The sequence below is a fragment of the Microcystis sp. M_QC_C_20170808_M9Col genome (assembly GCF_007095495.1).
In the GTDB taxonomy this organism is placed as follows: domain Bacteria; phylum Cyanobacteriota; class Cyanobacteriia; order Cyanobacteriales; family Microcystaceae; genus Microcystis; species Microcystis aeruginosa.
In genome coordinates this window covers 1-13,248 of the sequence record NZ_SFBZ01000046.1, presented here as the reverse complement: position 1 = coordinate 13,248, position 13,248 = coordinate 1, and the positions used below count along the sequence as shown (strand labels likewise).

Here is a 13,248-nt window from a genome sequence, read left to right as displayed (position 1 = left end):
TATTAACCTGTTGATGCCTTAAGTCCTTCCCTGTATGGATTTCAGCTACTTTTGAGCGTAGGCGCTCTCATCGAATTTTATTTTAAGTTAATTATTTGCATAACAATTCCCGAAGAGCCTAAATTATTTTGAATTGCTTGATAATATTCTTGAGCTTTATTGCCAATATTTAACCAATTACCTGCTAAAAGTTCCGTATAGAGCAGCAGATAAATACTATCCAGTTTTGATACTTTATCATTGGATAAATTCCTGATTTTATTGGCAGTTTCCAAGGCCAACTCAAAGTTACCAGTCTCGATATAGTATTGATGAATTTTATGCAAAAGTAGTAAGCGATCGGGTATAATATCTAGACAGCTAAGAGTCAAAATAACAGCATTAGTTTTATCGGTATAATAAATTTTTTCAATATGTTGTTCGATAATTTCCAATATTGCCGATTGTTGTGACTCTATTTTTAAAAGGGTTATGATAATGTCCAGAACTTCTTGCGCTGGCCAATCTAGAAGTCTATAGATTGTGTCTAGGAGTAAATTTATATCGAAAGTTGTTAACTTGTCCGAACTAATTAAATCAACTATTTGCCAATCTTTAAGTTTTTGGGGATAAAAATATTCTAGCTTAATTTCTAACAGGACTAGATATAATAAATTTTCTAGTTTATCTGGATTTATCTGGTAGATATGCTGACGAATTACCCAGCTTAATTGCCAATTTTTTAGCTTAACTTGTCTTCGCGCTTCCCCATCCAAAATATTGACTAAATCTGCTGTCCACAGCATCACCTCCTGTTCATCCCCTTGACTGAGGACGAATAACCATGTGGTTTGTGCTTCTTCTTCCCTAGCTTCCAAAAGATAGGCTAATCCTAAATACCAATAATAACTAATTTCTAGGGGTTCTCTTTCTATCAGTTCTTCGTAAAACTGACTAACAATATCGTATTGATTGTTTTCTAAAGCGGTTTGAACTTCATTTTGCCAAGACATGATTTAATTCTCCCTGATTAACTTTCACAATAGATTTGCCACATTTGACGATAGGCATTTTCCACATTTTTAGTAAACTGACGTGCATTCCAAATCGGGGAAGTTTGTCTAGATTCATCTAATTTAGCGATAACTTTGCGTCTCAATTGTTCATCCTTACCTAACTTAATTCCCCAATCGATATACTCCTCATCACTCCAAGCAATACCCTCACTAATTCCCACATTAACCATTAAAGTATAACTATTTCTCGATGACCATTGTTGACCAACTTTTGTAACTAAAGGAATCCCCATCCACAGCACATCTAAAGTCGTCATTCCTCCCGTAAAAGGATAGGTATCTAAAACCACATCAGCTATTCTTAAATTTGCTCGATAAATTCCTGTGGGATAGAGGGGTAATATTTTTAATCTCTCATAATTAATTCCTTCTTCCTCGGCAACTTTGAAAAATAATTTTTCCACTGATTTAGCATCACTTAACCCTTGAATACTCAAATAACTATTAGGAACTGCCTTTAAAATTTGTAGCTGAAGTCGAATAGTTTCAGGGTTACGTTTAACCCCCGTTTGTACGGTTAAGTAATTAATTGCATCCTCTGGAATCCCTAAATCATCTCTTCGGAGAGAGGGGTAAGCAACCTCGACACCATCCAGACAAATATAGGAATTAGGTAAGCGCCAAATTTTTTCTCGGTAATATTCCTGTGCATCTGCTGGTAAAACGTAATTATCAGCAAGATAGTAATCAATTGCAGGAATTCCTGACGCATCAAAACCTAACCAAGTCACTTGTATTGGTGCGGGTTTTAGTGCCATGACTTGACAAGTTGCGTTATTAGTGATGCTGTCTAAATCTACCAAAATATCAATGTTATCTTGACTAATTTTTTCAGCAATCAGTCGAGGTTTAATTGCTAAATTATAGCAGGCATTCACCTGATTTTTAAAATCATTTTCAGTGATAAAATCTTCTTTTTGAGATACTAGGTATAAAGAGATATGAAACTGATTATAGTCATGATACTTCATTAACCATCTAGAGATTAATCCGATAGAATGATTACGTAAAGTATGGGCAATATAGCCAATTTTTAGAACTTTTTTGCTGTCTTTAATAGTCGATTTTTGCAGAAAATGACAGTTAGAATTATTGCGAACGTATTCCTGAAAAATTTGACCAATACAATTATTAATGTAACGGTTTTTTCTTGGATTATCTTCTAGGTAAACCAGAGGGGATAAAATTGATAGGGATGGTGCATCCAATAATCTGGGACATTCTCGATTAGCGATACTTTTTTGCAAGGATTCTGCATATTCTTCAATATCTGCCTTAATATCGACCCAATCACCACTAAATAATTTGACATAAAGAGCAATAAAATCAGCTACAGCTTGAGAAGGCAACCCTTGACAACTTGTTTTTAATTGATTAGCTACTTGCATAGCAGCGGCAAAATCTCGATTATCAAAATAACATTGATAAAGTTCAGCTAACAGATAAATTTGCTCCGGTTCTACTGCCAAACAAGTATTAATAATATCAATAGCCAATGGTTTATTATTTATGGCTAGAGAATTTACTTTAGCTTCTACTACTTTGATAAAAGTTTGTCGCTGACAGTGAGATTGAAATATTGCCTCTAAGTAAGGGACGGTTTCTGGTATCTGAGAATCGAGAAATTTTTCTAAAACTTCTGCTAATAAACTTAAATCGAGACTCTGGAAATTATTTGTTTTTAACACATCGACAAAGAACCAAGTTTTTAACTGCTCTTGTTCAAAATAATTCAAATTAATTGCTAATAAAATAAACCGCAGTAAATTATCAATATTATCGGGACTAATCTCGCGAATATGTCCTCGAATTAACCAACTGGTTTCTAAATTGCCTAACTCTAATTGTCTGCGCGCTTCCCCATCCAAAATATTGACTAAATCTGCTGTCCACGCAGTCATTTCCCCTTCATCCCCTTGACTGAGGACGAATAACCATGTGGTTTGTGCTTCTTCTTCCCTAGCTTCTAAAAGATAGGCTAATCCTAAATACCAATAATGACTAATTTCTAGGGGTTCTCTTTCTATCAGTTCTTCGTAAAACTGGCTAACTTGCCAGAAATCCCCTTGGATAATTGCCGGTTCAACTTGGGAATGCCAAGACATAAGTATTTATCGTTAAGTGTCTCTACTAGCGTACCCAAATAGAAGCAAAATTTTTCTATATAAGTAAAATTTATCAGTCGCTCAGGGGTTGGGTTTTGGGGTGGTCACTGCGTGCGCGTTGCGGGGGGTGTTAGGGTGTTAGGGTTTTGGGGTTTTAGGGTTTTAGGGTTTTAGGGTTTTAGGGTTTTAGTTGAAATTCCCCATTCCCCCATTCCCCACTTCCCCACTTCCCCACTTCCCCACACCCCACACCCTCTTTCAAGTCAGTTTTTTGAAAGATTTTCTAAATAAACCAATAAATCGGCCATAGCTTGAGAATCGGGCTGAAATTTCGGCATTGGTGGGGTTTTACCGCTAATTACCTGTTCAATCAGACTAATTCTCGATTTGCGACGGGAAACGTCCTCTAAACTCGGTCCGACGATGCCATCAGCAAATTGACCGTGACAAGCAGCACAGTTAATCTGAAAGATTTCGTAACCGCGACTGACATTACCTTGTCGGGATAACACCTCTTTAATGTAGGGATCCGACATCTTAGCCAGATGAAAGGTGATTAAATAGGTGCTAATCAGGAACAAAACCACGATTATAACCATTAAGAATCGATAAAGCCCGAATTTTGGTTTAAATAACTGACTATTCACGAAGGCCGCCGAAGGAAAGGTGAGTTTCTCTTTACATTTTGCAACTTTTTGCCCCAAAATTCCACCGCTCCTGCTAGAGATAGGCAAATGGAGAATAATATAAGACAAAACTGCATCTTTTTCTAACCCTCTAGCAATGAACCTATTAACCAGACTGGAAGATTGGCCCTATATTATCTTACCTATCACCATCATCCTCAGTTTCCTGCTGTTGGGATGGCTCGTAGAACAGCGCGTTGTCAGTCAACTTTTATCGATTGCCAGAGAAAAAAACCTGCGTTTCTCGGAAGGGGTTTTACGTTCCCTTCGTGGATTAAGCATACTTTGGTTCGGACTTTTGGGTTTAAATATTGCCCTCTCCCTTCCCAATCTTCCCCTCTTTCCCTCCCTGATTCTCCTGAGCCAAAAATTGCTGCTAGTGGCTTTTTTAGCTTCGGCTACTTGGGTTGTTGCTCAATTATCCGTGGAAATATTACGAGTTTATACCACGGGAGATGATGGCATTTCTTCCCTAACTTCCCTATTTGAATTTCTCGCCAAAGTTCTGATTTTTAGCTGCGGTTTTTTGCTTATTTTAAGCTCGATTGGTATTTCGATCACTCCCATGCTTACTGCCTTTGGTATTGGGGGTGTTTCCCTCGGTTTAGCTCTCCAAAATACCCTAGCTAATTTAATGTCAGGGATTAATATTATCACTTCCAAAAAAGTTAGACCGGGAGATTATATTGAACTGAGAACGGGAGAAGCTGGTTATGTGCGAGATGTGGATTTAAGATGCACAGTAATCGAAGAAATTACCAATAATCTTTTGGTCATTCCCAATGCTCAGATCATTGCTTCTAGTTTCCGTAACTATAGTTTACCAGATCACTCCCTACTGGTTCCCGTGGAAGTGGGCATTAGTTACGATAGTGACTTAGAAAAAGTCGAAAAAGTTACCCTAGAAGTTATGCAAGAAATCGCCCAGTTATTGCAACCTCAACTCGGTGACTATCAACCCTTTATTCGTTATCATAAATTCGATTACTATAGTATCCTGCTGACGGTTTATCTCAAGGTGGTAGAAGAGGAATTTTTTCAACATCTCACCATTAAACACGAATTTATTAAACTCCTACACCGACGCTATCAGCAAGAAGGAATTAAAATTCCCTATCCGATTTTTTTTCCCTATCCCCCCACTAATCCCCCTAGTTAATCTCAATTCGCTATGGCAACAACAATTTAAAGGCGCGGAAAACTTACAATTGATAATTCTCCTCAAAAAACTTACGAGTCATCGGTTGGGCCACTTCAATACCGTGGCCTTCTCCTAGTAATTCTAGGGGTTTTCCTTCCACTTGAATCCAGACTTTGGCATTGGAATCCCCGGTGGTAGTAGTATAGATGATTTGTGCCAAACGACCGATCAACATATCAGGGCCATCATCATTGCCAAACTCCCGCGAGAGATTAATCTTAATTCCCGTTTTATCTACTTTTAAATCAAGTAATTTAGTCCCGGGGGGAATAGTAGTCATATCCTGAGGATTACTTGGACCAGCTAATAGAGTTTGCAATACTGCTGTTAACTCTCGGTCGCGACTATCCGCTTTTTGAACGGTAATTTCTTGGGTGACTAATTGATTACCCGTATCAGTCACTTTTAACCAATAAACCTGTCGAGTTTCCCTAACAGGAATGGCCGCGGGAGTTGCTGTCGGACTTGTCTCCACTGGACCGGGAGAAACCGGTTCAACAATTGGTGATTGACTTATCGGCGCTGGAGTGGGAGATTCAATCGGGTTTTCGCTGGTTTTCTGGGAGGAAGATAGGTGATGAACGGCAAACCAGGCAGTGGCCCCACCAGCAGTAAATAAAGCGAGGCCGATACCAATTATCCAAGGCAAAGAGATTTTATCACTAGAGCGAGAACTAGGCATAATTCAGTTATTAGTTATCAGTTATCAGTTATCAGTTATCAGTTATCAGTTATCAGTTATCAGTTTTAAGTTTTAAGTTTTAAGTGAGCAGTTATCAGTTTTAAGTGAGCAGTCGAACGCTTTTATTCTCGCCATCTCCCCACTTCCCCACTTCCCCACCACCCCACTTCATAATTCATAATTGATAATTCATAATTCCCACTTCCGATCTCCTGTTTTCCGACCGTTAAATTTAATTGGGGTTCCCCGATCGAGGCTTGATGCTGCCAAAGGCGGCTATACTCAGCTTATCATCGTCGATCTGCAATTGTAGAAGGCGGGCGATAATTCCTTGTTTCTCGAAGTTTTTTAAATCTAACTGGGTGGATATACCCTCGGCAAACCCCTTGAGAAGGCGCGAGGAGATGCGACGACCATTAAGAGTGGCTGTGGGGTCAATAAGCTCGATTTTTCGCCCCTGCACTAGCTTAAATCCCACTTCTAAGCTCAGATCGAGGCTGGCTGCAGGGCCGTCCGCTCCTTGGGTCTCTAGCTGCAGGCTGAGGGCGACTCGATTATTATTAAGAAAGTTAAAATTTGCTTGACTAAGTTGATATTTTGTGCTATTCGATTCTTCCCTAGAGGGAATCAGATTATTAATCAGGGTCTGAATTTGTTCTTTGACCGCTGCCGATTGTAAAGCTTGATTAACATTAGTTTCCGTGAGGACAAGATGCAATGCCCCGGCAGCCGGTCGGCGCAAGGCGGCGGCTAAACTGCGGTTTTTTTGCTGTAATCGCCGCAAATCGAGGCTAATTGGCTCAGTTTCTAGCTCTATCTTCTCAATGCGAACATCAGCAAGGGGATAAATTCCCCGCGCAGAAATGCGAACTCGATCGATTTTGCCTTGCAGAGCCTGATAATTGGGAGTATTATCGACCCTGACGGCTAATTGTTCCACTTTTTGGACTTGGGAGCGAAGGGTATGGGCTAAAACCGTATCGATAATTGCCCCTGCGGGAGTTAACAGGGTCAAAACACCAGCGAGAGTGATTGTTAGCCATTCCATCGCTCAATTACACCCATCCAGCTAAATTTTGCCAAGCATTAGTCAAAAGCTGACTTAACCAACGTCGTTGCACTTGATCTAAAATCGGGTCTTCTGCGAGAATTTCTTCAGTCAGATCATCGAGAGATTGACCCTGAGCGCGGGCCATTCTAATGATTCCCGCAATCACGGCAGCGATCATCTCCTCATCGACAGGACGCTGTCGGAGGGCGGCAATTTCTTCGGGGGTAGTCGGGATGGGATAATTCATAATCAGATGGTCCTGGCTGTGTATTAATCTAGGTATGTAAAGTTTTTTAAACTTTTTTCAGAAAACTTTTTGTGTAGTCTAGCGTAATCAGACGATTTTTAGGTGTAATAGCTAAATCAAGATGAGAGAAATACTTTACAGAGAAATTCCGACTCCCGACTCGATCGCCGTTTGTCAGTGGTTACAATCCGATTGGCAACCTGCAAGCGGTGTCAAGACAAATACACCTAACGGGGTGAGATTGCGCTTATCGGAGGCGATCGAATTGTCGATCTTTGTCTGGACGCTGCAACGGACTACTTATTTAAAAGTTTTCCGCTGGGGTGAGCGATCGCATTCTCAAGAAACATCCCTGACTCGGCAGCTCGATCGAGCTTTACAAAAGCGTTTTCCGCCGCAGTATAGCACGATACCAAACATCGATCAAAAAAATCACTCAATTTTTACAGATTTAGAAGCGGACTATCCCCTAACGGTTCACTACTTCCGCAAAATGCCCCAAGGGGAGGCGGATTTAGAACGTTTGTACTGGTGGGAAAAACGTTGGCGCGACAGTGCCAAAAATCCCCAACAACCGCGGCCGGTAATTTTCTCTAGCAGCGAAGAAAATGATCATCCCATCGCCTACGACTTAATTTATATTGGTGGTGCCTTGGGGGCAATTCACGCGGCACAGATGGCCAAATTAGGTTATCGAGTCCTCTTAGTAGAAAGACTACCTTTCGGACGAATGAATCGGGAATGGAATATCTCTCGATCGGAGTTTCAAAGTTTAATTAATTTAGGCTTATTTACTGCCGAAGAATTCGAGGAATTAATCTTCCAAGAATACATCGATGGCTTTAATAAGTTTTTTGATGGCAATAATCCCACCCATCTGAAAGCCGAAATTCTCCATACTCCCACGGTTTTAAATATCGCCATTAATTCCGATAAATTGCTGCAATCCTGCGGTAAAAAAATACAGGATTATGGCGGTAAAATTCTCGATCAAACCGAATTTATTAAGGCTGATATTACTGCTAATAGTGTTACTGTCACCCTTAATCATGGTGGAGAAATTCAACAGATAAAAGGCCGTTTATTGATTGATGCCATGGGTTCCGCCTCCCCCATTGCTTGGCAATTAAACGGAGTGCGTGCCTTTGATAGTGTCTGTCCGACGGTGGGGGCAGTAGTAGAAGGATTCGATCCGGTGGTGTGGGATTCTCACTATGGCGATGTCTTAAATTCCCATGGCGATATTTCTAAAGGCAGACAATTAATTTGGGAATTATTTCCGGGGGAAGGAAAAGAATTAACCTTTTATCTATTTCACTATCATCAAGTCCATCCCGATAACCCCGGTTCTCTGTTGGAAATGTACGAAGATTTCTTTACTATTTTGCCCGAATATCGACAGTGTGACCCAGAAAAATTAACTTGGAAAAAACCAACCTTTGGTTATATACCGGGGCATTTTAGCACAGGAAAAAAAGATCGAATTGTCTCCTTTGATCGCATTTTAGCCATCGGTGATGCCGCCTCCCTGCAATCACCCTTAATTTTTACTGGGTTCGGTTCTTTGGTGCGTAATTTAGAGCGCTTAACCCATCTTTTGGATCTGGCCTTGAAACACGATTTACTAACAGCTAAAGACCTAGAAAACGTGCGGGCCTATCAAAGTAATGTGGCGGTAACTTGGTTATTTTCTAAAGGAATGATGGTTCCCACGGGAAAAACCTTACCACCCCAAAGAATTAACGCCATGTTAAACACATTTTTCGGTTTATTGGCCGACGAACCGCCGGAGATTTCCGAAACTTTTATTAAGGATAAAACCGATTGGTTGACCTTTAGCCGTTTAGCAATTAAAGCGGCCAGAAAAAACCCCGCTTTACTGTTATGGATAGCAGAAATGGCTGGCAGTCAGGATTTAATGCGTTGGTTGGGTTCCTATCTCGATTTTAGCCTTGATGGAGTCAAAAATCTGCTTTTCGGTCCCTGGTTTTCCCAATGGTTAAAAAACTCCCAAAGCTGGCTAGAAAAAGACAATCCTCGCCTATGGTTAAAGTTATTGAGTTTTAATTATGGCCTAAGAAATTAATTAGAGTTTGCTGAAAAAGTAGGGGCGAAGCATTCGGGCATAACCTATCGCTGAAACCGTAGATTTCCTATCCGAAATGCTTCGCCCCGAAGATGCAAGGTTTTGAACCACGATTCTCTCAAAATCTTGCACCTGTGGGAGCGAAACAGGCATCTAAAACCCTTACCTCGTCTATATTTCACATTTATTCAGCCAACCCTAAGTAGGAGACTCCCAGACAGCTATCGGGGATCAGATTTGAGTTTTTACACTAAATCCAGTTATTAAAGACTGATTATTTATTTCCACTTTTGCCTTTTGCATGAGTGCATGAGTGCCTGTCTTCATAAGTAGCCTATACTCAACGGATTTAGAACGTAGGTTGGGTTGAAGCATGAAACCCAACGCCCGCATGGGTTACGCTACCGCTAACCCATCCTACAAATAATTGTGCCTACCTACTTAAGTAGCCTATACTCAACGGATTTAGTATTAGTTCACTGTTGGTGGAGTTAAGAAACTGTTGAAAAAGTTCAAGAATGCGCTTACCTAAAGGTTCTAACCGCAATGCTGATTTAAAATAGCCATCATCTTTTGGACCACCGCTGCTGTTTGTTCCAGCATAGCAAAATGACCACAATCGGATAACTCAATGACGTTGCTGCCAGTTTCAAACAAAGGATGAAAACTGGCCAGATGGTTAACGTACTTAACTTCCATAATCGTATCCTCTTTCCCCGCCAGAAAATAGACCGGTTGCGGGAGACGGGAGACAATCTGGGGTAAAAGATGAACTTCGCTGATAGTGGTGGTTTCCAAAAGTGACCCTAGGGCCGCTTGGTAATCGGCCCGGACAAAATCAATCACGCGCTGTTTGCCCCATTTTTTACCTAGGGTTTGCTTGACCATCATCCGCGAGAATAAAACATCAATAAAGGGAACACGGGGCAACCAAGGCGGTCTTCTCTGTAAAATCTGTCTTCCGGCTTCCCGAAATCGCTCAAATTCCTCCTTTAGATAGATGCCACCGCCGGCATTCATACAGATTACCCCTTTAATCCGTTCAGGACAGCTATCCGCGGCCCACAAAGCAACACTACCACCGAGGGAATGACCAACTAACCAAGCAGCATCGAGGTTTAAGCGGTTAAGAAGGGTAATAACGTCTTGGGAGTAGGATTCAAGGTTATAACTGCTAGGAGGACTGTTAGAGGTGATTTTTTGGGAGTCGCCAAAGCCCCGGAGATCATAGACTAGGCAGGGATAATCCGGGGAGAGAATATCTACCAAAGGCTGCCAGTAGTGACGACTCAGCAGCCAACCGTGTATAAAGACTAAGACCGGTTTATCCGCTCGGGGCGAAAATAACTCGTAACTGTGGGATACTCCCGATATGTCGATGGTAGGCATATAATCAATCTCAACCTAAATTAAACCGTTGATAGGGGTTACTAGGGAAACTTCTAGAGAAAAAAAGGTGTATTTAGCCTTGTTTATAGAGCAAAATCAGGGAAGCTTAGGATCTTCCCCCGATAGCTGATGACTCACCGCTATAGACAATTTCAAAAGCTTCTACTCAAGTATAAAACATTGGAGATACCTTCCTAAAATAGGATGAACACCCTAGACCAGGATTTATCTATGAAATGCGATCGCTTTTTAACCCTTTCCCTCGTCTTCAGTCTGGGATTAGCTTTTCCCCCCTCTCTACCCGCTCAAAATCCCCCCGCTACCACCTTTCAACCCGGTCCTTGGCAGCCTGTTGCTAGGGTGAATACGAGTCGTCCCGTGGAGATTAAAATCATCAATCAAACCGATATTGACCTCAATTATGACCTATCGGCCAATATTAATTCCTCTCCCCAATTATTATCTCCAGGTACGGAGACAAACCTAAGAGGTTTGGTAATTCCAGCATATATTCTGATTAATCGGGCTAATGCCGCCGCAGATCCCTATTCTTCTAGTTTAATCTATGCCGTAGAGGTCAATGATGATAATTTAGTCACGATTACTGTCACCAAAGTTCCGGGGAGTACCCCCGGTTATACCACCTTTAACATCAATCAACAGGGTGCTATTTATATTTACTAGCTCTAGCTTCAGCTGTTATGGAGCCACCTCGATTGTTAATTAAGTTTACGGGTCTTTTTACCTCCTTTGGCTTCAGGATTTTAAAATTCGTCTTCTTGGGCAAGAATTGTCTTAATAGTCCCTTATTATGCTCGTTTAATCCCCCTCTCCCAAGAATGATAAGGAGTAGCAAAATAAAAATCTGCCCCGATTTTCTGAGGGGGCATCTCGGTTTTGCAGAAATACTGAAAACAGGATATAAAGGAAGAAGAAATTGATCAACAGAGGCAAGGACAATGACTGGATTAAATGATGCTGACCGAGAAAAAATCGGAATCTAAGGTTAAAATTCGTTTGATTTTTAAATTCTCAGCCGTTACGACTAAAGTCGCATCAGCTAAATCCATTGGGCGATCTTTATATTTTTCCATCAGTGACAGTAATCGAGGATAATCTTTTTCTTCGATCGAGGCTGACCGTACCATTTTCTTCAATAGCAATTTACCGAGTTGAGCTTGCATCGACCATCCCCCACGTTTCAAGCAGAGATACATGGATTCAGTAAAACAAGCCCAAGTTGTTATTAGATAAGAGGACTCATTCTCGATAAAAATTTTAACTGCTTGATGTCGTGGCTGAGATTTATCTACCGAACAGAATAAAGGGGCAGTATCGCACAGGATCATAGGATCAATCCCTGTTGTTTATATTTGTCCATCAAAAGATTTTCCTAGTCCTTTTCACTAATTTCAGAGGCGGTCAATTCCATTTCTTCAACTTCGTGAAACCATTTAGCCCATTTTTCTTTTAAGTCCTCTCTCCGGTACGCTTCAATTTCTTCGGCGATCTTTTCTTCGGTAATATCCTGAACGCCGGGTAAGGATTGAGTTTTATCGAAGAGTTCTTTAACTTTTTGGCTTAAAGTCTGACGGTTTTGTTTGTCTACCAAATTTAACAAAGCGTCTTTCGATAAATCTTCAACGCTATTGTATTTCCCTGTCGCTAATTGAGAGTTAATTAATTGTTCTAATTCGGGATTTAAGGTAATATTCATGGTAAAATATGCTCCTGTGTAATTCGGTCTATATTATGATGGTTCGTGAACGATTTCATCGATAAACTCTTCTTTTTCTTCTTCCGTCATGGTATTCCAATCATAGCCGCGTTCTTTCGCCACGATTTTTGCCTGTTGGGTTCCGTAATCGGTTATAGCTTCCATATTTCCCCACTGACGGTGGATTAGGAATCTAAATAATTCCTGTTGCTGTGCTTCGGGGAGTTGTTTGAATAAGTCGATCACTTGTTCGTTGCTTGGGGTTAAGTTCGGCATAGGTCGCTTCTAGACACCAGCATGATTAGCGATTTTAACATGGGTCTTTAGCTGGCTCGTGGGTGGGGGGACTGATCGCTAACAGGAAAAGTCATGATCTAGAAATTCTTGAATCGTTAAAATTGGGATTTCTCGAAATGGATTTATAGTCATTTCAGATAAGTCTGATACACTCTAGACCAGTTAAACCCTTATGAACTCTGGCATTGATATTCTCAATCTTAATTGAAATGACTATAAAACTAATAGATCAGAATCGCCGCTTACAATACAGGTCGCTTGACCATCGCTCTCTAGTTCTAAATACTGATTATCTTTCTCATCTCGGCATAAATCGACTAAATCCTTATCTGGCAAGAGTTCTATTGATTAGTTCGTTCTAGATCGAAAACAATTGACAAAAATCGCATCAATGTCCTTCTCTATAAGGGTTTCATCCCTTATAACTCCGTCCATTGCATAGCACAAACCGAAGAACCGGCTTTCTCTAAGTCTAACAATTGTCCTAAACTCTGACTACAAGTCTCACTATTAAACCCTCTCGCTGTGGCTAGTTTCGATTTAGGATTGATGATTCTTGCCACAATCATCGCCACCACTAAGTTTCTGATTCGTGAGGATTTTTCACTGATTATTTGGCTCTTCGTTACTCTTTATGCTAAATCAACATACAAGATGCCAAGACAACATACTTCTAACCCAAAAATTCCGAAAGTTTCTAAAGCCATAGGCTCTCCGTTTTATTAGTTTAAG

The 13,248-nt window shown here is 40.7% G+C and carries 15 protein-coding genes and 1 pseudogene; 3 read left to right on the top strand and 13 right to left on the bottom strand.

The genetic code is table 11. The features are described 5' to 3' along the window. Positions 1-77: 77 nt before the first annotated feature. From EWV68_RS03090 to EWV68_RS03080, 3 genes are all read right to left on the bottom strand, one after another. Positions 78-992, bottom strand: a complete 915-nt coding sequence (locus EWV68_RS03090) for a hypothetical protein (protein WP_287168776.1) — start codon at positions 990-992, stop codon at positions 78-80. A gap of 17 nt (positions 993-1,009) precedes the next feature. Further along, on the bottom strand, positions 1,010-3,160 hold the full coding sequence (locus tag EWV68_RS03085) for an O-linked N-acetylglucosamine transferase, SPINDLY family protein (protein WP_287168774.1): 2,151 nt from the start codon (positions 3,158-3,160) through the stop codon (positions 1,010-1,012). A gap of 263 nt (positions 3,161-3,423) precedes the next feature. Then, complete coding sequence (locus tag EWV68_RS03080; RefSeq protein ID WP_287168773.1) at positions 3,424-3,759, bottom strand: c-type cytochrome; 336 nt, start codon at positions 3,757-3,759, stop codon at positions 3,424-3,426. 184 nt (positions 3,760-3,943) lie between these two features. Here EWV68_RS03080 and EWV68_RS03075 point away from each other — a divergent pair, with 184 nt between their 5' ends. Continuing rightward, on the top strand, positions 3,944-5,005 hold the full coding sequence (locus EWV68_RS03075) for a mechanosensitive ion channel family protein (protein ID WP_287168772.1): 1,062 nt from the start codon (positions 3,944-3,946) through the stop codon (positions 5,003-5,005). A gap of 43 nt (positions 5,006-5,048) precedes the next feature. Here EWV68_RS03075 and EWV68_RS03070 read toward each other — a convergent pair whose 3' ends face one another. The 3 genes from EWV68_RS03070 to EWV68_RS03060 all read right to left on the bottom strand — a co-directional run bounded on the left by EWV68_RS03070 (position 5,049) and on the right by EWV68_RS03060 (position 7,027). Then, a complete protein-coding gene (locus tag EWV68_RS03070; RefSeq protein WP_287168771.1) occupies positions 5,049-5,729 on the bottom strand; it encodes a GerMN domain-containing protein in 681 nt (226 codons plus the stop codon). Between the two features lie 232 nt (positions 5,730-5,961). After that, positions 5,962-6,777 (bottom strand): LmeA family phospholipid-binding protein, encoded by an 816-nt coding sequence (locus EWV68_RS03065; protein WP_287168770.1) that lies wholly within the window; start codon positions 6,775-6,777, stop codon positions 5,962-5,964. A gap of 7 nt (positions 6,778-6,784) precedes the next feature. Beyond that, positions 6,785-7,027 carry a hypothetical protein gene (locus EWV68_RS03060; RefSeq protein WP_002763591.1) on the bottom strand — a complete coding sequence of 81 codons (243 nt, stop codon included), beginning with the start codon at positions 7,025-7,027 and terminating at the stop codon, positions 6,785-6,787. Between the two features lie 121 nt (positions 7,028-7,148). Between EWV68_RS03060 and EWV68_RS03055 the strand changes: the two genes are divergently transcribed. Beyond that, on the top strand, positions 7,149-9,113 hold the full coding sequence (locus EWV68_RS03055) for an FAD-dependent monooxygenase family protein (RefSeq protein ID WP_287168769.1): 1,965 nt from the start codon (positions 7,149-7,151) through the stop codon (positions 9,111-9,113). A 537-nt stretch (positions 9,114-9,650) separates the two neighbouring features. On the opposite strand, the gene EWV68_RS03050 is transcribed toward EWV68_RS03055, so the two are convergent. After that, positions 9,651-10,502, bottom strand: coding sequence for an alpha/beta fold hydrolase (locus EWV68_RS03050; RefSeq protein WP_061430514.1), 852 nt, complete (start codon positions 10,500-10,502; stop codon positions 9,651-9,653). A gap of 231 nt (positions 10,503-10,733) precedes the next feature. Between EWV68_RS03050 and EWV68_RS03045 the strand changes: the two genes are divergently transcribed. After that, positions 10,734-11,186: a hypothetical protein gene (locus tag EWV68_RS03045; protein WP_061431049.1), complete on the top strand. Its 453-nt coding sequence runs from the start codon at positions 10,734-10,736 to the stop codon at positions 11,184-11,186. Between the two features lie 28 nt (positions 11,187-11,214). Here the strand turns inward: EWV68_RS03045 and EWV68_RS03040 are convergent. The 6 genes and pseudogenes from EWV68_RS03040 to EWV68_RS03015 form a co-directional block, all read right to left on the bottom strand. Further along, positions 11,215-11,383: pseudogene (locus tag EWV68_RS03040) on the bottom strand (IS30 family transposase); the annotation flags it as partial. Between the two features lie 87 nt (positions 11,384-11,470). After that, entirely contained in the window at positions 11,471-11,851 is a 381-nt protein-coding gene (locus EWV68_RS03035) for a type II toxin-antitoxin system VapC family toxin (RefSeq protein ID WP_287168768.1), read from the bottom strand. A gap of 44 nt (positions 11,852-11,895) precedes the next feature. Continuing rightward, positions 11,896-12,219: a ribbon-helix-helix domain-containing protein gene (locus EWV68_RS03030; protein WP_061430513.1), complete on the bottom strand. Its 324-nt coding sequence runs from the start codon at positions 12,217-12,219 to the stop codon at positions 11,896-11,898. Between the two features lie 33 nt (positions 12,220-12,252). Further along, the gene (locus EWV68_RS03025) at positions 12,253-12,495 is read right to left on the bottom strand and encodes a hypothetical protein (RefSeq protein ID WP_061430512.1); all 243 of its coding nucleotides are present in this window, start codon (positions 12,493-12,495) and stop codon (positions 12,253-12,255) included. 234 nt (positions 12,496-12,729) lie between these two features. Further along, the gene (locus EWV68_RS03020) at positions 12,730-12,852 is read right to left on the bottom strand and encodes a putative toxin-antitoxin system toxin component, PIN family (protein ID WP_287168767.1); all 123 of its coding nucleotides are present in this window, start codon (positions 12,850-12,852) and stop codon (positions 12,730-12,732) included. 83 nt (positions 12,853-12,935) lie between these two features. Further along, entirely contained in the window at positions 12,936-13,079 is a 144-nt protein-coding gene (locus EWV68_RS03015; RefSeq protein ID WP_287168765.1) for a hypothetical protein, read from the bottom strand. Positions 13,080-13,248: the final 169 nt, after the last annotated feature.

What these genes read in the sequence shown, in the direction of transcription:
- EWV68_RS03050 (WP_061430514.1), bottom strand. Translation starts at nt 10,502, where the DNA reads ATGCCTACCATCGACATATCGGGAGTATCCCACAGTTACGAGTTATTT.
- EWV68_RS03025 (WP_061430512.1), bottom strand. Translation starts at nt 12,495, where the DNA reads ATGCCGAACTTAACCCCAAGCAACGAACAAGTGATCGACTTATTCAAA.
- EWV68_RS03075 (WP_287168772.1), top strand. Translation starts at nt 3,944, where the DNA reads ATGAACCTATTAACCAGACTGGAAGATTGGCCCTATATTATCTTACCT.
- EWV68_RS03045 (WP_061431049.1), top strand. Translation starts at nt 10,734, where the DNA reads ATGAAATGCGATCGCTTTTTAACCCTTTCCCTCGTCTTCAGTCTGGGA.
- EWV68_RS03035 (WP_287168768.1), bottom strand. Translation starts at nt 11,851, where the DNA reads ATGATCCTGTGCGATACTGCCCCTTTATTCTGTTCGGTAGATAAATCT.
- EWV68_RS03030 (WP_061430513.1), bottom strand. Translation starts at nt 12,219, where the DNA reads ATGAATATTACCTTAAATCCCGAATTAGAACAATTAATTAACTCTCAA.
- EWV68_RS03060 (WP_002763591.1), bottom strand. Translation starts at nt 7,027, where the DNA reads ATGAATTATCCCATCCCGACTACCCCCGAAGAAATTGCCGCCCTCCGA.
- EWV68_RS03085 (WP_287168774.1), bottom strand. Translation starts at nt 3,160, where the DNA reads ATGTCTTGGCATTCCCAAGTTGAACCGGCAATTATCCAAGGGGATTTC.
- EWV68_RS03070 (WP_287168771.1), bottom strand. Translation starts at nt 5,729, where the DNA reads ATGCCTAGTTCTCGCTCTAGTGATAAAATCTCTTTGCCTTGGATAATT.
- EWV68_RS03090 (WP_287168776.1), bottom strand. Translation starts at nt 992, where the DNA reads ATGTCTTGGCAAAATGAAGTTCAAACCGCTTTAGAAAACAATCAATAC.
- EWV68_RS03065 (WP_287168770.1), bottom strand. Translation starts at nt 6,777, where the DNA reads ATGGAATGGCTAACAATCACTCTCGCTGGTGTTTTGACCCTGTTAACT.
- EWV68_RS03080 (WP_287168773.1), bottom strand. Translation starts at nt 3,759, where the DNA reads ATGGTTATAATCGTGGTTTTGTTCCTGATTAGCACCTATTTAATCACC.
- EWV68_RS03055 (WP_287168769.1), top strand. Translation starts at nt 7,149, where the DNA reads ATGAGAGAAATACTTTACAGAGAAATTCCGACTCCCGACTCGATCGCC.